Source organism: Variovorax boronicumulans (assembly GCF_019352895.1).
GTDB classification, from domain to species: domain Bacteria; phylum Pseudomonadota; class Gammaproteobacteria; order Burkholderiales; family Burkholderiaceae_C; genus Variovorax; species Variovorax boronicumulans_A.
Genome location: NZ_JAAAFX010000004.1, coordinates 1619564 through 1643385 on the forward strand (window position 1 = coordinate 1619564; position 23822 = coordinate 1643385).

Genomic DNA, 23822 nt, shown 5'->3' on the forward strand with positions numbered 1-23822 from the left:
CCTTGCCACGTCGACCTCCCATGCCCCAGCAAGACCACGCCGCCGCCCTGCCCCCCATCGCCTTCATCGGGGGCGGCAACATGGCCAGCGCCATCCTGGGCGGGCTGATCCGCCAGGGCCTGCCGCCCGAAACCTTCGAGGTGGTCGAACCTTTCGAAGCAGCCCGCGCGCGCCTGGCCGCGCAGTTCGGCCTCGCCGCCCAGGCCGAGGCCGGCGCCGCCTTGGCCCGCTGCAAGATTGTGGTCTGGGCGGTCAAGCCCCAGACCTTCGCCGAGGCCGCCCGGGCGGTCCAGCCCTGGACGCCCGACGCGCTGCACCTGAGCGTGGCCGCGGGCATCCCCTCGGACAGCATCGCCCGCTGGCTGGGCGGCGAGCGCATCGTGCGCGCGATGCCCAACACGCCCGCGCTGGTCGGCCAGGGCATGACCGGCCTGTTCGCCCGCCCGGCCGTGAGCGCCGAGGAACGGGTGCAGGTCGAGCAGCTGCTGGCCCCGACCGGCGACCTGCTGTGGGTCGACGGCGAGGCCGCGCTCGACGCGGTCACGGCCGTCTCGGGCTCGGGCCCGGCCTACGTCTTCTATTTCATCGAGGCCATGACCGAAGCCGGCATCGAGATGGGATTGCCGCCGGAACAGGCCCAGCGCCTGGCCGTCGGCACCTTCACCGGTGCCTCGGCGCTGGCCCGCGCCTCGGAAGACCCGCCGGCAGTGCTGCGCGAGCGCGTCACGTCCAAGGGCGGCACCACCTACGCCGCCCTCAGCGCGCTCGAGGCGGCCGGCGTCAAGGCGCAGTTCAAGCGCGCCATCCGCGCGGCCGAGCAGCGGGCGCGCGAACTGGCGAAGGAATTCGGCGGCGCCTAAAGACCGCGCAGTGCGAAGTCGGCCACGATGCCGGCAAAGACCGCGAAGCCCAGCCAGTGGTTCAGGCGGAAGGCCTTGAAGCAGCCTTCACGCGTGCGATCGCGGATCAGCACCCCGTGCCACAGCGCCTGCGCGGCCGCGGCGGCCAGGCCGACGAAGAAGGGCAGGCCCAGCCCCGCCCGCACGCCGACCACGCCCCAGACGACCAGAAAGACCGCGTAGCAGAGCATCACTGCCGCCACGTCGAAGCGGCCGAAGGTGATGGCCGAGGTCTTCATGCCGATCTTCAGGTCGTCGTCGCGGTCGACCATCGCGTACTCGGTGTCGTAGGCCAGCACCCAGCACAGGTTGCCGATCAGCAGCGCCCAGCCGTGGCCCGGCACACGGGAGAACGCCTCGGCGGCGGGCACATCGGCCCCGCCGGCGGCACAGAAGGCCATCGGGATGCCGATCGAGAAGGCAATGCCCAGCACCGCCTGCGGCAGCGAGACGAAGCGCTTGGCGAAGGGATAGAACAGGGTCACGCCCAGCCCGACGAAGGACCAGACGATCACCGCCGCATTGGTGGTGAGCGCCAGGCCGAAAGCCACCAGCGCCAGCACGCCGCCCAGCGCCAGCGCCTGCTTGACCGAGATCGCGCCGCTGGTGACCGGCCGCTGGGCCGTGCGCTTGACGTGGCGATCGAAGTCGCGGTCGGCCACGTCGTTGACGCAGCAGCCGGCGCTGCGCATGAGGATGGTGCCGAGCACGAACACCGCGAGCAGGTGCCAGCCCGGCCACCCGCCGGCCGCGAACCACAGCGCCCCCAGCGTGGGCCACAGCAGCAGCAGCCAGCCGGCGGGCCGGTTCCAGCGGATCAGGTCGAGGTACAGGGAGAGACGGCTGGCAGGCATGCGGCGGACAAAAAAAGAGCGGCCATTGTGCCGCTCTCGTGCGCAGGCCCCGCGGGGCCGGGGGCCGCTTACTCTTCGAGCAGCGAGCGCAGCATCCACGCGGTCTGGTCGTGCACCGTGCAGCGCGCGGTCAGCATGTCGGCGGTCGGATCGTCGCCGGCCTCTTCGGCCACGGGGATGAACTCGCGCGCGATGCGCGACACGGTTTCGTGGCCCTTGACCAGGATGCGCACCATCTCCATGGCCTTGGGCGGCGTCTGCGGCACGTCGGGCACGGTGGCGATCTTGCTGAACTCGGCATACGAGCCCGGCGCGTAGTGGCCCAGCGCGCGGATGCGCTCGGCCAGCACGTCGGTCGAGTTCCAGAGTTCGGTGTACTGGCCCATGAACATCGCGTGCAGCGAGTTGAAGTGCGGGCCGGTCACGTTCCAGTGGAAGTTGTGGGTCGTGAGGTAGAGCGTGTAGGTGTCGGCCAGCACGCGGCTCAGGCCTTCGGCGATGGCCGCGCGGTCCTGGCGTTCGATGCCGATGTTGATGATCGGTGCGTTGCGGCTGCCCGATTCCTGCGCGACCTGCGTGCCGCCCTTGGTCGGCACCTTGCCGACGCCGCTCGGCGCAGCGGCGGTGCTCAGCGGCTTGGCTTTCTTGGGGGACTTGTTGTTGCTCGGGGCTTTGGCCATGACGACTCCTCGTTGATGGTGGGATGGTGGATGCCAGCACGACTGTAGAGGCCGGTGGGCCCAGTCGCAACAGCGAGACTCTATCGCAGCCATTGGCCGCACCGCCGCGCGCTCAGGAGAGCCGCTTCACGCCGGGCAGTTCACAGGCATAGATCGCATTGCGCAAGGCCGCGATCGCCTCGTAGCGCGTGAAGCTGCGGCGCCAGGCCAGCACCACGCGGCGCGTCGGCGGCTCGCGCCCGTCGCCGTCGCGCACCGGCAGGTAGCGCACGATCTGCTCGGGCTCCTTGCGGCCCTTGGCCTTGGGCTTGAGCGCCTCGGCCGGCACCGACAGCCGCGGCACCAGCGTCACGCCCATGCCCGAGGCCACCATGTGCTTGATGGTCTCGAGCGACGAGCCCTCGAAGCTCTTGCGGATGCCTTCGGCATTGCTCGAGAAGCGCGCGAACTCGGGGCAGACCTCGAGCACGTGGTCGCGGAAGCAGTGGCCCGCGCCCAGCAGCAGCATGGTCTCGTTCTTGAGCTCGTCCGAACTGATCGACTCGTTGGCGGCCAGCGGATGGTGGACCGGCAGCACCGCGACGAAGGGCTCGTCGTAGAGCGCCGCGATGGCCAGGCCGGTGTCGGGAAAGGGCTCGGCCATGATGGCGCAGTCGATCTCGCCGGCGCGCAGCATCTCCAGCAGCTTGACGGTGAAGTTCTCCTGCAGCATCAGCGGCATCTGCGGCGTGCGCGCGATGTTCTGGCGCACCAGGTCGGGCAGCAGGTAGGGGCCGATGGTGTAGATGATGCCGAGGTTCAGCGCGCCCGCCAGCGGGTCCTTGCCGCGCTTGGCGATCTCCTTGATGCTGGCGGCCTGGTCGAGCACGCTCTGCGCCTGCTGCACGATCTGCTCGCCCAGCGGCGTGACCGTGACCTCGCCCGCGCTGCGCTCGAACAGCTTCACCTCGAGTTCGTCCTCGAGCTTCTTGATCGCGACCGACAGCGTCGGCTGGGAAACGTAGCAGGCCTCTGCCGCCTTGCCGAAGTGCCGCTCACGGGCCACTGCGACGATGTATTTGAGTTCGGTGAGAGTCATAGCTTGCGTCAATTATGCGCAAGGGGCCCGACCCGATCGGGCCGGGGGTTTCCGCGAACCCTTCGCCAGCCGCTCAGCCGATGGTCGCGAGCACCGCGCCCGCCGCCACGTAGCCCCCCGCCGCGGCCGCGAAGGCGATGCGCCCGGCGCGGTGCGCGACCACCTGCATCTCCATCTTCATCGCCTCCATCACGGCCACGATCGCGCCCTGCGCCACCGTCTCGCCGTCGGCCACCTTCCAGCCCTGCAGCGTGCCCGACACCGGCGCGGCCAGCGCCGCGGCGTCGGCCACGCGCGCCTCGGCCGGCGCGATGCCCGGCCCGCCCGCCACCGCGGCCAGGCCGCTCAGCAGCACCGCCGGCAGGCCGAGCGCCAGGCGCCGGCCGTCCACCTCGATCGCGGTGCGCAGCAGCGCGGTGTCGGGCAGCGGGTCGGGGCGCACGGCCGCGGCCTCGCCGTTGGCGAAGTCGGTCTCGATCCAGCGCGTGTGCACCTTGAAGGCGTCGGCCGACACGAAGTCCGGATGCACCATCGCCGCGCGGTGGAAAGGCAGCACCGTAGGCAGGCCCTCGATGCGGAATTCCTTGAGCGCACGGCGGGCGCGCGCAATGGCCTGTTCGCGCGTGGCGCCGCTGACGATCAACTTGGCCATCAGCGAGTCGAAGCTGCCCGGCACCTGCGAGCCGGCATCGACGCCGGTGTCCACGCGCACGCCCGGACCCGAGGGCGCATCGAAGACCTTGACCGGGCCTGGCGAGGGCAGGAAGCCGCGGCCCACGTCTTCCGCGTTGATGCGGAACTCGAAGGCATGGCCGCGCGGCACCGGCGTCTCGGTGATCGACAGCGGCAGGCCGTCGGCGATGCGCAGCTGCTCGATCACCAGGTCGATGCCCGTGGTTTCCTCGGTCACCGGATGCTCGACCTGCAGCCGTGTGTTGACCTCGAGGAAGGAGATCGCACCGCTCGCGCTCAGCATGAACTCGACCGTGCCCGCGCCGGTGTAGCCGGCCGCGGCGCAGATGTCGCGCGCCGACTGATGGATGCGCGCGCGCTGTTCGTCGCTCAGGAAGGGCGCGGGCGCCTCCTCCACCAGCTTCTGGTTGCGCCGCTGCAGCGAGCAGTCGCGCGTGCCGACCACCACCACGTGGCCGTGCATGTCGGCCAGCACCTGGGCCTCGACATGGCGTGGGCGGTCGAGGAACTGCTCGACGTAGCACTCGCCGCGGCCGAAGGCCGTCACGGCCTCGCGCACCGCCGACTCGTAGAGGCCCTCGACCTCGTCGAGCCGCCAGGCCACCTTGATGCCACGCCCGCCGCCGCCGAAGGCCGCCTTGATCGCGACCGGCAGGCCGTGCTGCTCGGCGAAGGCCAGCACCTCGGCGGCACTCGTCACCGGGTCGGCCGTGCCCGCCACCAGCGGCGCGCCGACCTGGAGCGCGAGCTTGCGCGCCTGCACCTTGTCGCCCAGCATCGCGATCGCGGCCGGCGAGGGGCCGACCCAGGTCAGGCCGGCGTCGATCACGGCCTGCGCGAAGGCCGCGCTTTCCGACAGGAAGCCGTAGCCCGGATGCACCGCATCGGCACCGCTGCGCTTCGCGACCGCCAGCAGCTTGGCGATGTTCAGGTAGGTGTCGGCGGGCTTGTCACCCTCGAGCCCGTAGGCCTCGTCGGCCATGCGCGCATGCATCGCGTTCAGGTCGGCATCGGCGTAGACCGCGACCGACTGGACGCCGTGGTCGACACAGGCGCGCACGATGCGCACCGCGATTTCGCCGCGGTTGGCGATCAGGAGTTTTTTCATCTGGAGGGCTCTCAGGAGGCGATCGGATTGAAGCGGATGCGCGCGTTCACCGGGATCTGGCCCGCGCGATCGAGGTGGTGGGTGGCGACACAGGCGATCACGGGATAGCCGCCGGTCAGCGGGTGGTCGGCCAGGAACAGCACCGGCTGGCCGCTGGGCGGTACCTGGAGCGCGCCGTAGGCCGTGCCCTCGCTGGGCAGCTCGGCGTGGTTGGCGCGTGCCAGCGGCACCTCGCCCGCGAGCCGGATGCCGACCCGGTTCGACTGCGGCGTGACGGCCCATGACTGGCTGCACAGCAGCGCGACCGCGTCGGGCGTGAACCAGTCGGTGCGCGGGCCCAGCACGATGTCGAGCACGACCTCTTCCTGCACCTTGGGCAGATCGGCGGGCGGTGCCTCGGGGGCGCCGACCAGCGCACCCGCGGCCACCGCGCGCACCGGCAGCCGATCGCCCGCGGCCACGGCCGGCGGGCCGATGCGCGCCAGCGTGTCGGTCGAGAGGCTGCCGAGCACCGGCACCAGGTCGAAGCCGCCGCGCACGGCCAGGTAGCAGCGGATGCCGGCGCGCGGCTCGCCCAGCGCGAGCACGTCGCCGTCGGCCAGGGCGATCGGCTGCCAGCGCGGCAGCGGCCCGCTGCCACCGTCGGCACGCGTCAGCGTGACGGGGCCCTCGGCACCGGTGATGGCGATCACCGCATCGCCGTGGCACGCGAGCTGGAAGCCGCCATAGGCGATCTCCAGGCAGGCTGCGTCCGATGCATTGCCCACCAGCCGGTTGGCGGCCTGCAGCGAGCGCTGGTCCATGGCGCCCGACGCGGACACGCCCTGCCCGGCCTGGCCATGGCGGCCGCGATCCTGCAGCAGGGTTTGCAGGCCGGCGGCGCGGACCTCGAGGGCGTTGCCCTTCGACGCCACAGGGCGGGCAGGCGCGGCGGCCACGGCCACAGTCGCCGCGCGCGGCTGCGCCGTGACATCCACGAAGCGCACCGTGTCGCCCGGCTGCAGCAGGGCCGGCTGCGCGCGCGACAGGTCCCACATCGGCGCATCGGTGATGCCGAGGATCTGCCAGCCGCCCGGGCTGGCCTGCGGATAGACGCCGCTGAAGCGGCCCGCCAGGCCGACCGCGCCGGCCGGGATGCGCGTGCGCGGCACCTGGCGGCGCGGCACGTCCAGGCTCGGATCGCCGCCCGAGAGGTAGGCGAAGCCGGGCGCGAAGCCGGTGAAGGCCACGGTGTAGTCGCTGCCGGTGTGGCGGCGCACCACGTCCTCGGGCGTGGTGCCCAGCAGCGCGGCGACTTCGGCGAGGTCCTCGCCGTCGTAGCGCACCGGGATCTCGATGCGCTTGTCGACGCGCGTCTCGCGGGCGTCGAGCCGGCGCTGGCCGATGCGCCGCCGGAGCTCGTCGGCCGCGATCGCCGCCGGCCGGAAGCTGACCAGCAGCGTGCGCGCCGCGGGCACCAGCTCCTCGATGCCCGCGATGGGTTCGGCGCGCAGCGAGGCCAGCAGCGCCAGCGTCTGCGGCAGGTCGTCCAGCTCGACCAGCAGCGCGTTCAGGTTGACCGGCAGGAAGCGCATCGTCATGTCGCGTCCACGAAGGATCGGATCGTCACGCCCGCCTGCGCGAGCCGCGCGCGCACCTGGCGCGCCATCTCGACCGCACCCGGGCTGTCGCCGTGCACGCAGACCGACTCGGCCTCGATGCGCACCGTGCTGCCGTCGATGGCCGTGACCACGCCCTCGGTGACCAGGCGCAGCATGCGTTCGGCCACTTCGTCGGCGTCGTGCAGCACTGCGCCGGGTTCGCGCCGCGACACCAGCGTGCCCTGCGGCGTGTAGGCCCGGTCGGCGAAGGCCTCGGCCACGGCGCGCAGGCCTTCGCCGCGCGCCCAGCCCAGCAGCGGCGAGCCCGCGAGCGCCACCAGGCACAGCGTGGGGTCGGCTTCGCGGAGGGCGGCGATCACGTCGCGCGCCTGGCGCTCGTCGTGGGCGATGGTGTTGTAGAGCGCGCCGTGCGGCTTCACGTAGCGCACGGTGGTGCCGGCCGCGGCGGCCAGGCCCTTCAACGCGCCGATCTGGTAGATCACGTCGGCGCGCAGGTCGGCGCTGTCCACGTCCATGTTGCGGCGACCGAAGCCCACGAGGTCGCGGTAGGCCACGTGCGCGCCGACCGCGACGCCGCGCGCCTTGGCCTCGCGCAGTGTGCGCAGGATGCCGGCGGGGTCGCCGGCATGGAAGCCGCAGGCCACGTTGGCGCTGCTCACCAGCGACAGCATGGCGGCGTCGTCGCCCATGCGCCACACACCCAGGCTCTCGCCCAGGTCACTGTTCAGGTCGATGTTCATCGTGTTCTCTTTTTCTCCGGCACGCACGACGCGTACCTCAGGGAATCAATGCAGACGGCCGGCGGTCTCGCGCACGTCGTTGCGCACCGTGAGTGCGGTGCGGATCGCCACGCGGAAGGCCTCGACCTGGGTGGCCAGCGCCATGCTCGCCACGCCCGGCCTGGACGCGGCCTGCTCGGGCAGGTAGGGCACATGCACGAAGCCGCCGCGCGTGTGCGCGAGCGCGGGCTGCGTCGCTAGCCGGTGCATCAGCGCATAGAAGATGTGGTTGCAGACGAAGGTGCCGGCGGTGTTGGACACCGCGGCCGGCAGGCCTGCGGCGCGCATGTCGCGCACCATGGCCTTGATCGGCAAGGTCGAGAAGTAGGCGGCCGGTCCGCCGGCCACCACCTCGACGTCGATCGGCTGCTGGCCCGCGTTGTCGGGGATGCGCGCATCGTCGACGTTCAGCGCCGCGCGCTCGAGCGAGATCTCGGTGCGCCCGCCGGCCGCGCCGAGGCACAGCACCAGGGTCGGCGCGGGGCCGGCCAGCGCCGAGTCGAGCGTGTCGATCGCGCGGCCGAACACGCAAGGCAGCTGCAGTGCCTGCACCACCGCGCCCTCGCAGGCCCAGCCGTCGAGCGCGCGGGCGATCTCCCAGGCCGGGTTGACGGGATCGTTCTCGAAGGGCTCGAAGCCCGCGACGAGCACGCGGGGTGGCGTGGCAACCGGGGTCATGGGCGGCACCTCAGCGGAACATCAGGAAGTAGAGCAGGAAGATGTTGACCACCAGCAAGGCCGCCGCGGTCGGTATCTGCACCTTGATCACCGCGTTCTTGTCGGGCAGCTCCAGCAGCGCGGCCGGCACGATGTTGAAGTTGGCGGCCATCGGCGTCATCAGCGTGCCGCAGTAGCCCGAGAACATGCCGATGGCCGCCATCACGGCCGGGTCGCCGTGGTACACGCCCACCAGCACCGGCACGCCCACGCCGCCGGTCATCACCGGGAAGGCCGCGAAGCCGTTGCCCATGATGATGGTGAACAGCGCCATGCCCAACACATACACCACCACCGCCACGAAGCGGATGTCCATGTTGATGTAGCTGGTGGTGATGTGCGCCACGGCCTTGCCCACGCCCGCGTCGGAGAACACCAGGCCCAGCATGCCGAGCATCTGCGGCAGCACCACGGCCCATCCCAGCGCGTCGGTCAGGCGGCGCGACTCGCGCAGGCCCTGCACCGGCGTCTCGCGCGTCAGCCAGCAGGCCAGCGCCAACGCGATGACGCAGCCCACGCCCAGGCTCACCAGCGTGGTGTTCTTGGGGTCGAGCAGGAAGGCGTCGCCGATCTTCACCTTGCTCATCAGCACCGTGCCGATCACGGTGACCAGCGGGATCGCCAGTGCCGGCATGAACAGCTTGTTGCCCAGGCGCGCGGCGCTGGCCTTGTATTGGGCCGGCGTGGGTTCGCGGTGCTTGCCCGCGCCGACGCCGCGCAGGCCGGCGATCACGGCCATCGCGATGGCGCCGACGCCGACCACGGCCGGCGGCAGCTTGTCGCCGATCAGGAACACGAGGGCATAGAGCGCCCAGAACAGGCCGCTGGTGTAGCGCTTGGGGTGCTGCCTGTCGGTCAGCGTCATGATGGCCGTGACCGCGAGGATCAGGCCGACCAGGATGTAGAGATGCTGGATCGAGAGAATCATGATCAGCGGCCCTCCGGCATGGCGACGGCGGGCACCACCGGTTGCGGCTCGCTCGCCATCTCGCGTGCGATCGACTGGTCGAGGCGGCGCAGACGCCATGAATGGATGACGAAGGCGGCGATCGCGGTCGGGATGCCCCACAGCGCGATGTGCAGCGGCTCCACGTCGATGCCGGCCTCATGCAGGAAGGTGCTCATCAGCACGATCGCGCCGAAGGCCACGAAGATGTCCTCGCCGAAGAACAGGCCCACGTTGTCGGTGGCCGCGGCATAGGCGCGCAGCTTGTGGCGCAGGCGGTCGGGCAGCTTGCCGTAGCGGGTCTCGGTGGCGCCCTCGGCCATCGGCGCGAGCAGCGGTCGCACCATCTGCGGGTGGCCGCCAAGGCTGGTGAGGCCGATGGCGGCGGTGAGTTCGCGCGCCGCCAGATAGACGATCAGCAGGCGCCCGGCGGTGGCCGACTTGATGCTGCTGATCCAGTTCTGCGCGTGCTGGCGCAGGCCGTGGCGCTCGAGCAGGCCGATCACCGCCAGCGGCAGAAGAATGATCAGCGGCAGGTTGCGGGTCTTGATGAAGCCGGTGCCGATGGCCGTGAGGATGGCCATCGGGCCGAAGCCCGCGGCGGCCGCCGTCACGATGGCCGTGACGATCACCACCAGCATCGGATTGAAGCGCAGGATGAAGCCCGCAATGATCACGGCCACGCCGATCAGCGGCCACAGGTGAGGGATGTCAGGGGTCATGTTGGTCTTTCGTTTTGGATTCAGCGACACCTGGCGCGGGAGCGCCGGCCACTCGGTTGATGCAAACCTCGTGCCAATGAATGAGCAATCAAATTTCTTTGATTCACTCATTTATATAAGATTGTTGAACAATTCCATGGAGTGTGCCCAACAACAGTGCCCAAGATGCCCCAGGAAAACCCTGAGTTCTTCCGCCTTTGGTGCATCGCCCGGCCGGATCGAAAGGCCACGTTCCGGGGGGCTGAAAGTGCTGCAAACTCGCGGGTCCCGCTGCGCACCCTTCTCTTCCTTCGACTCCCGGCATGACTTCAATGGCTTCCCCGACCTCCCCTGCGGCGCCCGCCGCCGGCACCCAGACGCTGAACGACCGGGTGGCCGAACGCATCCGCCAGCAGATCGTGAAGGGCGAGTTCTCGCCCGGGCAGCGGCTGTCGGAGGCCGCGCTGGCCGACAGCTTCGAGATCTCGCGCAACACCCTGCGCGAGGTGTTCCGCACACTGACCAAGGAGGGGCTGCTCAAGCACGCGCCGAACCGCGGCGTGTTCGTGGCGGTGCCGAGCATCGCGTCGATCATCGACATCTACCGCGTGCGCCGGCTCATCGAGTGCCAGGCGCTGGCGCAGGCCTATCCGCGGCACCCGGCCAAGAAGCACATGCGCGAGGCGGTCGAAATGGCCCTGCGCTGCCGCGACGCCGGCGACTGGCTGGGCGTGGGCACGGCCAACATGGAGTTCCACCAGGGCATCGTGGAACTGGCCGACAGCGAGCGGCTGAACGTGCTCTTCGCGCACATCCTGGTCGAGCTGCGGCTGGCCTTCGGCCTGCTGAAAGATCCGGAATTCCTGCACGCGCCCTACGTGGACATGAACACCAAGCTGCTCGAGCTCATCGAGGCCGGCAAGTTCGCCGAGGGCGCGGCGGCGCTCAACGACTACCTGATCCACTCCGAGCGCATCGTGCTCGCGGTGTACGCGCGGCAGATGCCCGAGAGCGGCATCGACGGCTGATCCGTCGCTTCAGTCCAGCTCGAGCTTCATGCCTTCGTGCGTGGCCTCGAAGCCCAGCCGCGCATAGAAGCGGTGCGCGTCGGTGCGGCGCTTGTCGGTCGTGAGCTGCACCAGCCGGCAGCCCGCCGCGCGCGCGGTCCCGATGGCGTGGGCGAACAGTCGCTCGCCGATCTCCTGCCCGCGGTGGGTGGAGGCCACGCGCACGCCCTCGATCTGCGCCCGCAGCGCGCCCTGGCGGGCCAGCCCCGGGATCACGATCAGCTGCAGGCAGCCGACCACGCCCTCGGGCAGCACCGCCACCCAGATGTCGTTGCCCGGCTGCGCTGAGATCTGGCGCCAGGCGGTGTCGTAGAGCGAGGCATCGCCCGGGCGCTCGCGCTGGGCGCCGAGCACGTCGTCGGCCAGCAGCGCGGCGATGGCGGGGAGGTCCGCCTGCACGGCCGGGCGGATCTGGAGAGCGGTCATGGGGCGTGTGGCGTCGGTGGAAGGCCGATCATGCCCCCATCGCTCAGCGCCCCTTCACCGCCAGGTTCCACAGCGCCACCAGCTGCTCGTACTCGGCCGAGGCCGCTTCCTGGTCGAGCGGGAAGATCTTGATCGCGCCCAGGTCGGGCAGCGAGGTCAGCTTGGACACCGGGATGTCGGTGCGCACCGGGCGGCGGAAGTTCTTGACCAGCAGTTCCTGCTGCGTCTCCTTGCTCAGCAGGCCGTTGTAGAGCGCGACGGCCGCATCCATGTTCTTCGCGCCCTTGACGATGAACATGCCTTCGGGCGCGAGGTAGCTGCCCTCGGTGGGATAGACCAGCTTGATTTCCTTCTGGCCGCCGGCCACATACTCCTGCGCCGCGTACTCGATGGTCAGGCCCACCGGGTACTCGCCCGCGGCCACGCCCTTGTAGGTGCTGCCCGAGGAGGCGGTGACGACCGCGTTGGCCGCCAGCTTGTCGAGGCCGTCGCGGCCGAACTGCTTGAGCAGGCCGTAGACCAGCATGTAGGCCGTGGCGCTCTTGCTCGGGTCGGTGATGGCGAACTTGCCCTTCCACTCGGGACGCATCAGGTCCGACCAGGTCTTGGGCGCGGGCAGGCCCTTGAGCTGGCGCTCGTTGACCATCATCACCATCACGTGCACGTTGGTGCCGACCCACAGGTCGTTCGGGCCGCGGAAGATCGCGGGCACGGCCGCCAGCTCGGGCGACTTGTAGGGCGCCATCAGGTCCTTGTAGGCGCCCAGCGTGCCGAAGCCGCCGCTCCAGAGCACGTCGCCGCGCGGGCTCTTGGCCTCGGCCTGGATGCGCTTCATCAGCGTGCCGGTGCCGCCCGTGACCTGCTGCACCGTCAGCGCAGGCGTCTTCTTCTTGACCACGCCCAGCGCGGTCTCGACGGTCTCGGTGTTGTTGGACGAATAGAGCACCACGGTCTGCGCATTCGCAGCACCCACCGTGAGGGCCAGGGCCGCGATCGCGTATTTCGCCAGGGACTTGAAGGACATGAAAACCTCGCAGGTTGAGTTATTTGCTGGAAAAGAGATTGATGCGGAAGACCTTGATCGACACGACGATGGGCAACAGGATCACGCTGACCAGCGCCGCGCCGTAAGCCGAGGCCAGGCCCAGCCGGCCGCCGTCGACCTGGCGGAAGATGGCGATGGGCATGGTCTCGAGGCCGCCCGTGTAGACCACGATGGAAGCGGACAGCTCCGAGATCGTCGTCACCCACATCAGGATGGCGGCCGAGATGATCGAGGCCTGCATCGCCGGCAGCAGCACCTTGAAGAAGGTCATCAGCGGCGACACGCCCAGGCTGATCGAGGCCTCCTCGATCGAGTCCGGGATGTTGAACAGCGTCGACGAGGCGTTGCGCACCGCGAAGGGCAGCCGGCGCACCGTGTAGCACAGCACCATGATCCCCGACGAGCCCGCGAGCACCAGCCAGCCGGTGTTGAAGGTCTGCACGAGCGCGATGCCCAGCACCGTGCCGGAGATGGTCAGCGGCAGCACCACGATGTAGTCCAGCAGCTGGGTGAAGGGATTGCGCTTCTTGATCGTCAGGTAGCTCACCAGCACCGCGAAGGCCACGCCCGTCACCGTCGCCATCGAGGCGAACTTGAGCGAGTTGAAGATCGGCTCGGGGGCGCCGCGCAGCGCGCGCTCCAGGCTCGACAGCGACCACTGGCCCCAGCGCATCACCGGCCCGCTGGTCTCGGTGAACGCGCCCACGAAGACGATCAGCAGCGGCAGCATCGACAGCACGATGATCACGCCCACGCTGAGCGTGTAGAAGAGCGCCGCGCCCGAGCGCACACGCAGCACGGCCGGTGCGCGGCCCTGCGTCATGGTGTAGACCTTGCGCTCGACCACGCGCTTCTGGAAGAACAGCACCACCGCCACGATGCCGATGGAGATCACCGACATCGCGCTCTGCAGCGCCGGACTGCCGCCCATCTCGCCGACGAAGGCGTTGTAGGTCATGACCGAGAGCAGCGGCACGCGGCTGCCCAGCACCACCGAGAGCGCGAAGTTTCCGACCACCAGCGTGAACACCACCAGCGCGTTGACCAGCACCGCCGGCAGGATCACCGGCACCAGCACGCGCAGCTTGGTCACGAAGGGCGAGGTGCCCAGGCTCAGGCCGGCTTCCTCCAGCTGGCCGTCGAAGCCGCGCAATGCGGCCAGCACGCCCAGGTAGATGTAGGTGTAGTAGACCAGCGTCATGGAGAAGACCATGCCGGTCCAGCCGTAGAAGGTCGGCAGTTCGATGCCGATGCCCGCGAACAGGTTGGTCACCAGCCCGTTGTTGCCCAGCAGCAGCAGCCACGACTGGCCCACGATGATCTCGGGGATCACGATGGTCATGATCGGCAGCACCGCCACCAGGTTCTTCAGCGGGAAGTCGTAGCGCGCAACCATGTAGGCGAAGGGCACGCCCACCGCCACCGTGCAGGCCGTGACCGACACGCCCAGCACCAGCGTGTTGCGGAAGGCCTGCAGGTACTCGCTGTCTTCGAGCAGCGTGACGAAGCCGGCCAGCGAAAACGCGCCCGACTCGTCGCGCACGCTGTTCACGAACAGCGTGCCCAAGGGATAGAACACGAAGAACAGCAGCAGGACCAGGCTCAGCAGGGTCAGGAAGCCCCAGGGCCACCATTTGATTTTCATGGCGTGCGTCCCGATCAGGCGCCGAGCGCGCGGCTGACGACCCGGCTGTCGGCCGGCACCAGCACCTGCACCGCGTCACCGGCCTGGAAGTCGGCCACCATGTTGCCCGCGTGCAGCTCGACCCGGATCTCCGAGTCGTCGTGCAGCCGGATGCGGTAGGCGGTCTTGAAGCCCAGGTACTGGCGCCGCAGCACCACGCCCGCGATCGCGTTGGGCACATGGGGCGCGGGCGCCATCAGCGACAGCGCCTCGGGGCGCGCGATCAGCGTGCCTTGCGCGCCCAGCGTGGGGCTGCCCTGGACGCCGTCGAGCTGCTGGCCGCACAGGCGGTAGCGCACGTGCGGCGGCGCGTCGCCCGCGGGCAACGCGCCCACGCGCTCGGCCGCCACGGGAATCACGTTGGCCGAGCCGATGAAGTCCGCCACGTAGGCGTTGACCGGCGTGCCGTAGAGCTCCTCGGGCGTGCCCAGTTGCGCGATGCTGCCGCGGTCCATGATGGCGATGCGGTCCGACATCGCCAGCGCCTCCTCCTGGTCGTGGGTGACGAAGACGGTGGTGATGCCGGCCTCGCGCACCAGGTCGAGGATCACGTCGCGCATCTGCAGCCGCATCTTGGCGTCGAGGTTCGACAGCGGCTCGTCCATCAGCAGCACGCGCGGGCGGATCACCAGCGCGCGGGCCAGCGCCACGCGCTGCCGCTGGCCGCCGCTCATCTGCGCCGGGTAGCGGTCGGCCAGCGGCAGCAGGCTCACCTTGTCCAGCGCCTCGTTGACGCGGCGCGTGATCTCGGCCTTGGGCACCTTGCGCGCACGCAGCCCGTAGGCCAGGTTGTCGAAGGCGGTCTTGTCGGGGAACAGCGCGTAGTCCTGGAACACCATGCCGATGTCGCGGTGGTGGGTCGACACGCGCGTCACGTCGTCCTGGTCGAACAGGATGCGGCCGCCATCGGGTTCGTTGAAGCCCGCGATGCAGCGCAGCAAGGTCGTCTTGCCGCAGCCGCTCGGGCCCAGCAGGGTGTAGAAGGCGCCATCCGGCACATGCAGCGACAGGTTCTGCAGCACCGTCTGGTTGGCGAACTGCTTCACGACGTTGTCGATGGTGATGGAAGCCATGTCTCTTGTTCAGGGTGGAAGAAGGCGCGATGCTAGGGGCGCCCCGGCCCCGCCACCAGCCGTATTTTTTGGGGCCGGCGGTTAGTTTTTCTGCAGGCTTCCCGGTCTACGATGCGCGCCGAGCCCCCGCCGAAGGCGGCAAGCAACCCCAGAACACAAGAAAACGCATCGAACGCATGAGGAAGAGCAGCCCGTCCGCCAAGGCACGCCGGTGGTGACCCGACGCCTGCCCCCGTTGAAGGCGCTGCGCGCCTTCGAGGCGGCGGCGCGCCATGCCAACTTCACCGCGGCCGCCGACGAACTCAGCATCACCCACAGTGCCGTCAGCCAGCAGATCCGCCTGCTGGAGGACTACCTGGGTCAGCCGCTGTTCGCGCGCGAAGCCCGCGGCGCGAGCCTGCTGCCGCATGCGCGCGACTACTTCAACGAGGTGCAGGCCAGCCTGGACCGCATCGCCAGCGCCACCGCCGCGCTGAAGTCGCCCCACCAGCGCAGCACCCTGCGCGTGTGCACCACGCCCTCGCTGGCCATGAAGTGGCTGATCCCGCGCCTGGCCGGCTTCCAGGCGCTGGCGCCGCAGGCCGACGTGCAGCTGTCGACGCTGGGGCGCCAGTTCTTCGACCAGGCCGAGTCCGGCAGCGACGTACTGGTGCGCCGCATGCCCATGCAGCGCCCCGACCACACCTGCGTGCGCTGCCTCGACGACCACCTGGTGCCCGTGGCCTCGCCGCGCTTCATCGAACGCCATCGCATCGCGGGCGTGGCCGACTGCCTGGGCCACCCGCTGCTGCAGGCGGCCGGCAGCCAGGAGAACTGGCCGCGCTGGTTCGAGCTGGCCGGCGTGCGCGTGCCGGCCCAGTTGCCGGGCCCGGTGTTCGACCACCATTTCCTCTGCATGCAGGCCGCCATGAACGACCTCGGCCTGGCGCTCGCGCCCTGGTGCCTGCTGCAGGAAGACATCCAGGCCGACCGGCTGCGCCTGGTGTTCCCCGAACCGCGCCTGCCGGCCTCCGGCGTCTACGCGCTGTACCGCAGCGAGGGACCGACGGCCGCACTGTCGAGGCAGTTCGTCGACTGGCTGAGCACGCAACACTGGACCGCGCCATGAACCTCCGCACGCCCCTCCCCGCCACGCTGCGCCTGTCGGACTTCCGGCTGATCGCCTTCGACATGGACTCGACGCTGATCGATATCGAGACGGTCGACGCGCTGGCCGAGATCGCGGGCTGCGGCGCCGAGGTCGCGGCCCTCACCGAGGCCGCGATGCGCGGCGAGATCGCCGACTACAAGACGAGTCTGCGCGAGCGCGTGGCCCTGTTGCGCGGCCTGCCGCTGTCGGCCCTGCAGGCCGTCTACGACCGCCTGCGCCTGAACCCCGGCGCCGAGACCCTGATCGCCACCTGCCAGCGCGCCGGCCTGCGGGTGATCCTGCTGAGCGGCGGCTTCACCTTCTTCACCGATCGCCTGCGCGACCGGCTGAAGCTCGACGACACGCGCTCCAACGTGCTCGAGATCGAGGACGGAAAGCTCACCGGCCGCATGCTGGCCCAGCCCTGGGGCGAGGTCTGCGACGGCGAGGCCAAGAAAGACAAGCTGCTCGAATGCTGCCGCGCGCTGGGCATCGCGCCGGCCCAGGCCATCGCCGTGGGCGACGGCGCCAACGACCTGCCGATGCTGGGCGCGGCTGGGCTGTCGGTGGCCTACCACGCCAAGCCCGCGGTGCGCGCCCAGGCCATGGTGCGCATCGACGAAGGCGGACTCGACCGGCTGCTCGATCTGTTCGAACACACCGACTGAGTTCGCTCAGGCTTTCAGGTATTCGGCCTTGGTCCCCAGCCATCGGTCGATGTGGCGTTGCGCCAGTTCAGGGTGCTTCTCGAGCATCACCGGCGCCAGTTCGCGCGCCCAGTCGAGCAGCAGCACGTCGGTCGTGAGGTCGGCGAAGCGCAGCAGCGGCGCACCCGACTGGCGCGCGCCGAGGAATTCGCCCGGCCCGCGGATCTCGAGGTCGCGCCGCGCGATCTCGAAGCCGTCGCTGGTCTCGGCCATGGCCTTGAGCCGCGCGCGCGCGGTCTCGCCCACGCGGCCGCTGTCGCCCGGCGCGTAGAGCAGCACGCAGGCCGAAGCCGCGGCGCCGCGCCCCACGCGGCCGCGCAGCTGGTGCAGCTGCGACAGGCCGAAGCGCTCGGCATGCTCGATCACCATCAGCGAAGCGTTGGGCACGTCGACCCCCACCTCGATCACGGTGGTGCTCACCAGCACCTGGATCTCGTTGGCGGTGAACGCCGCCATCACCGCCGCCTTCTCGGCCGTGGGCATGCGCGAATGCAGCAGGCCGACCTGGACGGCGTCGCCCAGCGTGCCGGCCAGCTCGTCGCGCGTCTCGGTGGCGTTGCGCAAGTCGACCGCCTCGCTCTCCTCGATCAGCGGACAGACCCAGTAGACCTGCCGGCCCTGCGAAATCTGCGACTGGATGCGGTCGATGACCTCGTCGCGCCGATGCTCGGCCACCAGCTTGGTCACGATGGGCGTGCGGCCCGGCGGCAGTTCGTCGAGCGTGGAGACGTCGAGGTCGGCGTAATAGCTCATCGCCAGGGTGCGCGGGATGGGCGTGGCGCTCATCATCAGCAGGTGGGGCTCGAGCTCGCCGCCGGCCTTGCCGCGCAGCGCAAGCCGCTGCGCCACGCCGAAGCGGTGCTGCTCGTCGATCAGCGCGAGCGCGAGGTTCTTGAAGCGCACCTTCTCCGAGATCACGGCATGGGTGCCGATCACCAGCGCGGCCTCGCCGCTCTCGACGGCGGCCGACATCTGGTCGCGTTCCTTCTTCTTCTGGCTGCCCGTGAGCCAGGCCACGCGCAGGCCGCGCGCGGCCAGCAGCGGATCGAGCCAGCCCACCAGCTTGCCGAAGTGCTGGGCCGCGAGGATCTCGGTGGGCGCCATCAGCGCGCACTGGAAGCCCGCGTCGATCGCGCGCGCCGCCGCCAGCGCGGCCACCACGGTCTTGCCCGAGCCCACGTCGCCCTGCAGCAGCCGGTGCATCGGGATCTCGCGGCCGAGGTCGTGCGTGATCTCCTGGCCCACGCGCTGCTGGGCGCCGGTCAGGCCAAAGGGCAGCACCGCGAGCAGCTGCGCATGCAGCGAACTCGCCAATGGTTCGGGCGAAGAAGGGAGCCTCGGCGCGCGCTGCGCCGCGCGCTCCAGCCGGGCCTGCATCTGCGAGAGCTGCTGCGCCAGCAGTTCCTCGGCCTTGATGCGCTGCCAGGCCGGGTGGCTGTGGTCCTCGAGCGCGGCCATCGACACGTCGGGCGTCGGGTAGTGCAGGAAGCTCAGCGAGGCGCGCAGGTCCCAGGCGCCGCGCAGGCCGATCTGCACCGGAATGGTCTCGTCGAGCACCGCGCGGGCCAGGCCCGAACGCACCTCGCGTCGCAACACCGGCTGCGCGAGGCCGGCCACGGTCGGGTAGACGGGTGTGAGCGCGTTGGGCAGCGCGGTGCCCGCGGCCTTGATCGTGGGATGCAGCATCTGTCGCCCGATGAAGCCGCCGCGCATCTCGCCGCGCACGCGCACCCTGGCGCCGACCGCGAGCTGCTTCTGCTGCGAGGGATAGAAGTTGAAAAAGCGCAGCTGGCAGGTGTCGCTGCCATCGTCGACCGTCACCACCAGCTGGCGGCGCGGCCTGTAGCTCACCTCGCTCTCGGTCACGACGGCCTCGAACTGGCCGAGGTCGCCCTCGCGCAGGTCGGCGATGCGCACAATGCGCGTCTCGTCCTCGTAGCGCATCGGCAGGTAGAGCGCGAAGTCGATGTCACGCACCAGGCCGAGCTTGCGCAAGGCACGCTGCACCAGGCTCAGACCGGTGCCGGGCGGACCTGCGGGCGCAGGCGCAGGCGCGCTTGCGGCGGTGGCGGGGGATGGAACTTTCTTGGCGGGCACGGAGGGGCTTCTAGCGCGGGCGGCAAAGGTCCGTCAAGGCACTGCGCGCATCGGGAAAGGTGAAGCGGAAGCCGGTCTGCATCAGGTGCGCAGGCACCACGCGCTGGCCCTCGAGCAGCAGGTCGGCCTGCTCGCCCAACAGCAGCCTGACCGGCGCGGCGGGCGTCGGCATCCAGCAGGGACGGTGCATCACGCTGGCGGCCGTGCGGGTGAACTCTTCCTGCGTGAGCGCGCCGGGCGCGGTGAAGTTGAAGGCCTGCGCGGCCGCACCGTCGCCGGCCCGTTCGGTCAGCGTCCACACGTGGGCCATGGCGCGGATCAGGTCGTGCACGTGCACCCACGACAGCCACTGCCGTCCGCTGCCCAGGCGCCCGCCCATGCCGAGCGCCACCGGCAGCAGCAGTTGCGGCAGCGAACCCTTGTGGCCCAGCACGAAGCCGAAGCGCATGCAGGCCACGTGCACGCCATGCGCCACGGCACCCCGCGCCGCCTGCTCCCATCCCTGGCACAGCGTCGACATGAAGACGGCCTGCGGCGGTGCCTCTTCGGCCAGTTCGGTGGCGTCGCCCTGCGGCTGCACGCCGTAGTAACCGATGGCCGAGCCCGACAGCAGCAGCCAGGGCTTGCGCGGGCGCGTGGCGATCCACGCGACCAGCGTGTTCGTCAGGCCGGCGCGGCTTTGCATCAGCTGGCGCTGGCGCCGCTGGCTCCAGCGCTGGCCGAGGATGCGCGCACCGGCCAGGTTGATGACCACATCGACATCGTCGGTCGCCGGGATCTGCTCGAGCGCCTGCACGCAGCGCACCGCGCCGCCGAAGCCCCAGGCGGCCGCGCGCGCATCGCGCGTCCAGACCGTCACCGCGTGGCCGTCGGCCAGCAGGTGGCGCACCAGGATCTGGCCGATGAAACCGGTGCCGCCGGTCACCAGCACGCGCTGCGCTTGGGTGCCGAAGCGCACCGGTGCGTCGACCGTGCGCTGTTCTTCCTGCGCGGTGCGGCGAAACAGCGCGCGCGCCGCCAACCCGTCGCGCAGCCCCGAAATGCCGACACCCACGCCGCACAGCGCGAGGAAGGCGCCGAGCCAGCCCTGCGGCTGCCACACCAGCGCCGTCGGCTGCGCCGCCCAGTCCACCGCGTTCATGGCCAGCAGCGCGATGAACGCGCCGGCATTGATGGCCAGCACCGTGTGCGTGACGCGCTCGGTCGGCGGCAGCAGCCGGCTGCCGTCTTCGACCACGAAGTCCCACAGCGTGAGCCCGATCTCGACGCCGAACACCGCGAGCAGCACCCCGGCCCACGCGCCGTGCCAGGCCCACGACGACAGCCCGATGAACATCGCGCAGTAGATGGCCGAGCGCAGCGCATGGATGGACAGCTCGCGCCGCGCGCTGTTGCGCTGCGCCAGCGCTTCGGTGCCTTCGTGGTGATAGAGCGTGTCGAAGGCGCCCATCACACCCTGGGCGGCCATGAGCTGCAGCGCCAGCAGGTGGGTATCGATGCTCATGCGGCCACCGCCTGCGGCGCGGCCACTTCCTCGAACACGCCGACCTGGGTGAAGGTGGTGCCCATCAGCCAGTGCCGGATCTCGATGCGGATGTTGAAGCGCTCCGGCGTCTCGTTGTGGTGCCACAAAAAGGTCTTGCCGGGCGTGAGCAGGCCGGGCAGCGGAATGCGCCAGCCGAACACGTCCCAGAAGTAGCCGTCGCTCTGGAAATGCAGGCTGCCGTTGTCTTCCACGCTCAGGACCAGCTTCATGCCCAGGCCCATGCCCACGTACTCCAGCACCTCGCCGCGCGCGCTCTCGCGCATGAAGCTGGTGAACTGGATCGGCTTGCGGCCATGGAGGCGGTAGGTGCGCTGCTTGTAGATGGCCGGGTCCTGCGGCCTGGCGTAGACCTGGATCTCGACCGGAAAGTCGGCGTCGCTGTAGGGAATCAGTGCGCCCTGGATCAGCGGCTGCGTCAGGTGGCCCAGCAGCCTGCCGAAACGCGAGCAGCGCAGCTCGCTGAGTGCGCCCCGGTAATGCAGCGCCTGACCCGGCGACGGGTTCTTGTCGAAGCGCCGCCGGATGTCGGGATGCAGGCCCTGCCACTTGCGCCCGAGGATCTTCTTGAAGAGTTCACCTTCGGAGGGGCCGGGCTGGTGTGAGAGGCGCGCGGCAAGGGAATCAGGCATGCGTCGATTCTGCCTCGGCCACCGGGCGCCATGCCCCCGTTTCGATGCCCTGTTTCCTGGCATGGGACAATTCCAGCCGCCTTCCCCTTTCCTCTCCCCATGCCTCCTTGGCACGGGCCCGTCCGGCCCTCAAGCACCATGCGCGCCTTCACGCTCTCCGATTTCGATTTCGACCTGCCGCCCGACCTGGTGGCACAACACCCGGCCACCGAACGCACCTCCTCCCGTCTGCTCGACGGCACGGACGATGCACCGGTCGACCGCATCTTCCGCGACCTGCCCGGCCTGCTGCGCAGCGGCGACCTGCTGGTCTTCAACGACACCCGCGTGGTCAAGGCCCGGCTGTTCGGCGAGAAGCCAACCGGCGGCAAGCTCGAGCTGCTGGTCGAGCGCGTGCTGACCGGCCAGGAAGTCGTGGCCCACATGAAGGTCAGCAAGAAACCGCCCGTGGGCACCGTGCTGCAGATGGTCGGCGGCTTCACCGCCACCCTGCTCGGCCGCTGGCCCGAGGAAGACGGCGCGCTGTTCCGCTTCGCCTTCGAGAGCCCGGCCGGCGAAGACCCGTATGCGCTGATGGCCCGCTGCGGCCACGTGCCGCTGCCGCCCTACATCGAACACAGCGATTCGGCCGAGGACGAGAGCCGCTACCAGACCGTGTTCGCGCGCGTGCCCGGCGCGGTGGCCGCGCCGACCGCCGCGCTGCACTTCGACGAAGGCCTGCTGGCCCAGCTCGAAGCGCGCGGCGTGCAGCGCGCCAACGTGACGCTGCATGTGGGCGCCGGCACCTTCCAGCCGGTCAAGACCGAGAACATCGCCGAGCACACGATGCACGCCGAGCGCTACGACGTGCCCGAAGCCACGCAGCGCGCCATTGCCGAATGCAAGGCCCGCGGCGGCCGCGTGGTCGCGGTCGGCACGACCACCGTGCGCACACTCGAATCGTGGGCCAAGAGCGGCGAAGCCTCGGGCGACACCCGCATCTTCATCACGCCGGGCTTCGCCTTCGCGCACGTGGACCTGCTGCTGACCAACTTCCACCTGCCCAAGAGCACGCTGATGATGCTGGTGAGCGCGCTGGCCGGCTACGAGCGCGTGATGGCGCTCTATGCGCACGCGATCGAGAACCGCTACCGCTTCTTCAGCTATGGCGATGCCATGCTGCTGGCACGACAGGACTGAACATGCTGAACTTCGACCTCCTCACCACCGACCCCGACAGCCACGCACGCCGCGGCACGCTCACGCTCAACCACGGCAAGGTGCAGACGCCGATCTTCATGCCCGTGGGCACCTACGGCACCGTCAAGGGCGTGATGCCGCGCAGCCTCGAGGAGATGGGCGCGCAGATCATCCTGGGCAACACCTTCCACCTGTGGATGCGGCCCGGCCTGGACGTGATGGCCAGCTTCGGCGGGCTGCACGGCTTCGAGAAATGGGACAAGCCCATCCTCACCGACTCGGGCGGCTTCCAGGTCTGGTCGCTGGGCGCGATGCGCAAGATCAGCGAGGAAGGCGTGAAGTTCGCCTCGCCCGTCAATGGCGACAAGCTGTTCCTCACGCCCGAGGTCTCGATGCAGATCCAGACGGTGCTCAACAGCGACATCGTCATGCAGTTCGACGAGTGCACGCCCTACGACACCAACGGCCACATCACGACCGAGGCCGAGGCCCGCACCTCGATGGAGCTCAGCCTGCGCTGGGCCAAGCGCTGCCAGGCCGAGTTCGAGAAGCTGGAGAACCCGAACGCGCTGTTCGGCATCGTGCAGGGTGGCATGTTCGAGAACCTGCGCGAGGAGTCGCTGGCCGCGCTGGTCGAGATGGACTTCCCCGGCTATGCCATCGGCGGCGTGAGCGTGGGCGAGCCCAAGGCCGAAATGCTGCACATCATGGCCCACACGCCGCACCGGCTGCCGGCCCACAAGCCGCGCTACCTGATGGGCGTGGGCACGCCCGAGGACCTGGTGCAGGGCGTGGCCGACGGCGTCGACATGTTCGACTGCGTGATGCCCACGCGCAATGCGCGCAACGGCACGATGTTCACCCGCTTCGGCGACCTCAAGATGCGCAACGCGCGCCACAAGAGCGACCCGCAGCCGGTCGACCCGAGCTGCACCTGCCATGCCTGCGCGGGAACCTCGGGCGTGTCGTGGAACGACGGTGGCCGCGAGGGCTTCAGCCGCGCCTACCTGCACCACCTCGACCGCTGCGGTGAAATGCTCGGGCCGATGCTGTGCACCATCCACAACCTGCACTACTACCTGAACCTGATGCGCGAGATCCGCGAGGCGCTCGACGCCGGGCGCTTCACCGAGTTCCGCGCGCAGTTCAAGGCCGAACGGGCGCGCGGCGTCTGAGGCGCACGG

At 70.0% G+C, this 23822-nt stretch carries 22 protein-coding genes; 6 read left to right on the forward strand and 16 right to left on the reverse strand.

The annotated features are described in order from the left end of the window. The first annotated feature begins 20 nt into the window (after nucleotides 1–20). Entirely contained in the window at nucleotides 21–860 is an 840-nt protein-coding gene (gene proC, locus K0H49_RS09025; protein WP_219211292.1) for a pyrroline-5-carboxylate reductase, read from the forward strand. On the opposite strand, the gene ubiA is transcribed toward proC, so the two are convergent. The 9 genes from ubiA to K0H49_RS09070 form a co-directional block, all read right to left on the reverse strand. Beyond that, nucleotides 857–1753 carry a 4-hydroxybenzoate octaprenyltransferase gene (gene ubiA / locus K0H49_RS09030; RefSeq protein ID WP_219211295.1) on the reverse strand — a complete coding sequence of 299 codons (897 nt, stop codon included), beginning with the start codon at nucleotides 1751–1753 and terminating at the stop codon, nucleotides 857–859. The genes proC and ubiA overlap by 4 nt on opposite strands. A 68-nt stretch (nucleotides 1754–1821) precedes the next feature. Further along, entirely contained in the window at nucleotides 1822–2433 is a 612-nt protein-coding gene (locus K0H49_RS09035) for a Dps family protein (RefSeq protein ID WP_307886031.1), read from the reverse strand. A 112-nt stretch (nucleotides 2434–2545) separates the two neighbouring features. Continuing rightward, on the reverse strand, nucleotides 2546–3511 hold the full coding sequence (locus tag K0H49_RS09040) for a LysR substrate-binding domain-containing protein (protein WP_219211298.1): 966 nt from the start codon (nucleotides 3509–3511) through the stop codon (nucleotides 2546–2548). 73 nt (nucleotides 3512–3584) lie between these two features. Next, nucleotides 3585–5312, reverse strand: coding sequence for an acetyl/propionyl/methylcrotonyl-CoA carboxylase subunit alpha (locus tag K0H49_RS09045; protein WP_219211300.1), 1728 nt, complete (start codon nucleotides 5310–5312; stop codon nucleotides 3585–3587). An 11-nt stretch (nucleotides 5313–5323) separates the two neighbouring features. After that, nucleotides 5324–6886 (reverse strand): 5-oxoprolinase subunit B/C family protein, encoded by a 1563-nt coding sequence (locus K0H49_RS09050; RefSeq protein ID WP_219213159.1) that lies wholly within the window; start codon nucleotides 6884–6886, stop codon nucleotides 5324–5326. Between the two features lie 2 nt (nucleotides 6887–6888). Then, nucleotides 6889–7653 carry a LamB/YcsF family protein gene (locus K0H49_RS09055; RefSeq protein ID WP_219211302.1) on the reverse strand — a complete coding sequence of 255 codons (765 nt, stop codon included), beginning with the start codon at nucleotides 7651–7653 and terminating at the stop codon, nucleotides 6889–6891. A 45-nt stretch (nucleotides 7654–7698) separates the two neighbouring features. Beyond that, nucleotides 7699–8370: a pyroglutamyl-peptidase I gene (pcp, locus tag K0H49_RS09060; protein ID WP_219211305.1), complete on the reverse strand. Its 672-nt coding sequence runs from the start codon at nucleotides 8368–8370 to the stop codon at nucleotides 7699–7701. A 10-nt stretch (nucleotides 8371–8380) separates the two neighbouring features. Next, complete coding sequence (locus tag K0H49_RS09065; protein ID WP_219211308.1) at nucleotides 8381–9337, reverse strand: DUF979 domain-containing protein; 957 nt, start codon at nucleotides 9335–9337, stop codon at nucleotides 8381–8383. 2 nt (nucleotides 9338–9339) lie between these two features. Further along, nucleotides 9340–10077, reverse strand: coding sequence for a DUF969 domain-containing protein (locus tag K0H49_RS09070; protein ID WP_219211317.1), 738 nt, complete (start codon nucleotides 10075–10077; stop codon nucleotides 9340–9342). 302 nt (nucleotides 10078–10379) lie between these two features. Here K0H49_RS09070 and K0H49_RS09075 point away from each other — a divergent pair, with 302 nt between their 5' ends. After that, complete coding sequence (locus tag K0H49_RS09075) at nucleotides 10380–11084, forward strand: GntR family transcriptional regulator (protein ID WP_374122324.1); 705 nt, start codon at nucleotides 10380–10382, stop codon at nucleotides 11082–11084. A 9-nt stretch (nucleotides 11085–11093) separates the two neighbouring features. On the opposite strand, the gene K0H49_RS09080 is transcribed toward K0H49_RS09075, so the two are convergent. Genes K0H49_RS09080 through K0H49_RS09095 form a run of 4 tightly spaced genes read right to left on the reverse strand, consistent with a single transcriptional unit; the run spans nucleotide 11094 to nucleotide 15351 of the window. Next, nucleotides 11094–11549: a GNAT family N-acetyltransferase gene (locus tag K0H49_RS09080; RefSeq protein ID WP_219211320.1), complete on the reverse strand. Its 456-nt coding sequence runs from the start codon at nucleotides 11547–11549 to the stop codon at nucleotides 11094–11096. A 43-nt stretch (nucleotides 11550–11592) separates the two neighbouring features. After that, nucleotides 11593–12573, reverse strand: coding sequence for an ABC transporter substrate-binding protein (locus K0H49_RS09085; protein ID WP_219211323.1), 981 nt, complete (start codon nucleotides 12571–12573; stop codon nucleotides 11593–11595). A 19-nt stretch (nucleotides 12574–12592) separates the two neighbouring features. After that, nucleotides 12593–14239: an ABC transporter permease gene (locus tag K0H49_RS09090; RefSeq protein ID WP_219211325.1), complete on the reverse strand. Its 1647-nt coding sequence runs from the start codon at nucleotides 14237–14239 to the stop codon at nucleotides 12593–12595. Between the two features lie 14 nt (nucleotides 14240–14253). Next, a complete protein-coding gene (locus K0H49_RS09095; protein WP_219211327.1) occupies nucleotides 14254–15351 on the reverse strand; it encodes an ABC transporter ATP-binding protein in 1098 nt (365 codons plus the stop codon). A 211-nt stretch (nucleotides 15352–15562) separates the two neighbouring features. Here K0H49_RS09095 and K0H49_RS09100 point away from each other — a divergent pair, with 211 nt between their 5' ends. Further along, nucleotides 15563–16459 carry a LysR substrate-binding domain-containing protein gene (locus tag K0H49_RS09100; RefSeq protein ID WP_219211328.1) on the forward strand — a complete coding sequence of 299 codons (897 nt, stop codon included), beginning with the start codon at nucleotides 15563–15565 and terminating at the stop codon, nucleotides 16457–16459. Continuing rightward, on the forward strand, nucleotides 16456–17148 hold the full coding sequence (serB, locus tag K0H49_RS09105) for a phosphoserine phosphatase SerB (RefSeq protein WP_219211331.1): 693 nt from the start codon (nucleotides 16456–16458) through the stop codon (nucleotides 17146–17148). The genes K0H49_RS09100 and serB overlap by 4 nt, the downstream gene beginning before the upstream one ends. Before the next feature lie 6 nt (nucleotides 17149–17154). On the opposite strand, the gene recG is transcribed toward serB, so the two are convergent. The 3 genes from recG to K0H49_RS09120 are packed head-to-tail and all read right to left on the reverse strand — an operon-like array spanning nucleotide 17155 to nucleotide 21459. Continuing rightward, nucleotides 17155–19284, reverse strand: coding sequence for an ATP-dependent DNA helicase RecG (gene recG, locus K0H49_RS09110; protein ID WP_219211334.1), 2130 nt, complete (start codon nucleotides 19282–19284; stop codon nucleotides 17155–17157). Nucleotides 19285–19294: 10 nt separating this feature from the next. Further along, nucleotides 19295–20788, reverse strand: a complete 1494-nt coding sequence (locus tag K0H49_RS09115; RefSeq protein ID WP_219211336.1) for a TIGR01777 family oxidoreductase — start codon at nucleotides 20786–20788, stop codon at nucleotides 19295–19297. Then, nucleotides 20785–21459 carry a DUF4166 domain-containing protein gene (locus K0H49_RS09120; RefSeq protein WP_219211337.1) on the reverse strand — a complete coding sequence of 225 codons (675 nt, stop codon included), beginning with the start codon at nucleotides 21457–21459 and terminating at the stop codon, nucleotides 20785–20787. The genes K0H49_RS09115 and K0H49_RS09120 overlap by 4 nt, the downstream gene beginning before the upstream one ends. A gap of 138 nt (nucleotides 21460–21597) precedes the next feature. On the opposite strand from K0H49_RS09120, the gene queA reads away from it, so the two are divergent. Continuing rightward, complete coding sequence (queA, locus tag K0H49_RS09125; protein ID WP_219211339.1) at nucleotides 21598–22638, forward strand: tRNA preQ1(34) S-adenosylmethionine ribosyltransferase-isomerase QueA; 1041 nt, start codon at nucleotides 21598–21600, stop codon at nucleotides 22636–22638. 2 nt (nucleotides 22639–22640) lie between these two features. After that, nucleotides 22641–23813: a tRNA guanosine(34) transglycosylase Tgt gene (gene tgt / locus K0H49_RS09130; RefSeq protein WP_219211342.1), complete on the forward strand. Its 1173-nt coding sequence runs from the start codon at nucleotides 22641–22643 to the stop codon at nucleotides 23811–23813. Nucleotides 23814–23822: the final 9 nt, after the last annotated feature.

Bases quoted from the DNA above. Each gene is read 5' to 3' on its own strand.
- serB (WP_219211331.1), top strand. From the start codon at position 16,456: ATGAACCTCCGCACGCCCCTCCCCGCCACGCTGCGCCTGTCGGACTTC.
- K0H49_RS09055 (WP_219211302.1), bottom strand. From the start codon at position 7,653: ATGAACATCGACCTGAACAGTGACCTGGGCGAGAGCCTGGGTGTGTGG.
- K0H49_RS09040 (WP_219211298.1), bottom strand. From the start codon at position 3,511: ATGACTCTCACCGAACTCAAATACATCGTCGCAGTGGCCCGTGAGCGG.
- proC (WP_219211292.1), top strand. From the start codon at position 21: ATGCCCCAGCAAGACCACGCCGCCGCCCTGCCCCCCATCGCCTTCATC.
- K0H49_RS09085 (WP_219211323.1), bottom strand. From the start codon at position 12,573: ATGTCCTTCAAGTCCCTGGCGAAATACGCGATCGCGGCCCTGGCCCTC.
- K0H49_RS09090 (WP_219211325.1), bottom strand. From the start codon at position 14,239: ATGAAAATCAAATGGTGGCCCTGGGGCTTCCTGACCCTGCTGAGCCTG.
- K0H49_RS09115 (WP_219211336.1), bottom strand. From the start codon at position 20,788: ATGAGCATCGATACCCACCTGCTGGCGCTGCAGCTCATGGCCGCCCAG.
- K0H49_RS09075 (WP_374122324.1), top strand. From the start codon at position 10,380: ATGACTTCAATGGCTTCCCCGACCTCCCCTGCGGCGCCCGCCGCCGGC.
- queA (WP_219211339.1), top strand. From the start codon at position 21,598: ATGCGCGCCTTCACGCTCTCCGATTTCGATTTCGACCTGCCGCCCGAC.
- tgt (WP_219211342.1), top strand. From the start codon at position 22,641: ATGCTGAACTTCGACCTCCTCACCACCGACCCCGACAGCCACGCACGC.
- K0H49_RS09120 (WP_219211337.1), bottom strand. From the start codon at position 21,459: ATGCCTGATTCCCTTGCCGCGCGCCTCTCACACCAGCCCGGCCCCTCC.
- K0H49_RS09080 (WP_219211320.1), bottom strand. From the start codon at position 11,549: ATGACCGCTCTCCAGATCCGCCCGGCCGTGCAGGCGGACCTCCCCGCC.
- K0H49_RS09050 (WP_219213159.1), bottom strand. From the start codon at position 6,886: ATGCGCTTCCTGCCGGTCAACCTGAACGCGCTGCTGGTCGAGCTGGAC.
- pcp (WP_219211305.1), bottom strand. From the start codon at position 8,370: ATGACCCCGGTTGCCACGCCACCCCGCGTGCTCGTCGCGGGCTTCGAG.
- ubiA (WP_219211295.1), bottom strand. From the start codon at position 1,753: ATGCCTGCCAGCCGTCTCTCCCTGTACCTCGACCTGATCCGCTGGAAC.
- K0H49_RS09070 (WP_219211317.1), bottom strand. From the start codon at position 10,077: ATGACCCCTGACATCCCTCACCTGTGGCCGCTGATCGGCGTGGCCGTG.
- K0H49_RS09045 (WP_219211300.1), bottom strand. From the start codon at position 5,312: ATGAAAAAACTCCTGATCGCCAACCGCGGCGAAATCGCGGTGCGCATC.
- K0H49_RS09065 (WP_219211308.1), bottom strand. From the start codon at position 9,337: ATGATTCTCTCGATCCAGCATCTCTACATCCTGGTCGGCCTGATCCTC.
- K0H49_RS09035 (WP_307886031.1), bottom strand. From the start codon at position 2,433: ATGGCCAAAGCCCCGAGCAACAACAAGTCCCCCAAGAAAGCCAAGCCG.
- K0H49_RS09095 (WP_219211327.1), bottom strand. From the start codon at position 15,351: ATGGCTTCCATCACCATCGACAACGTCGTGAAGCAGTTCGCCAACCAG.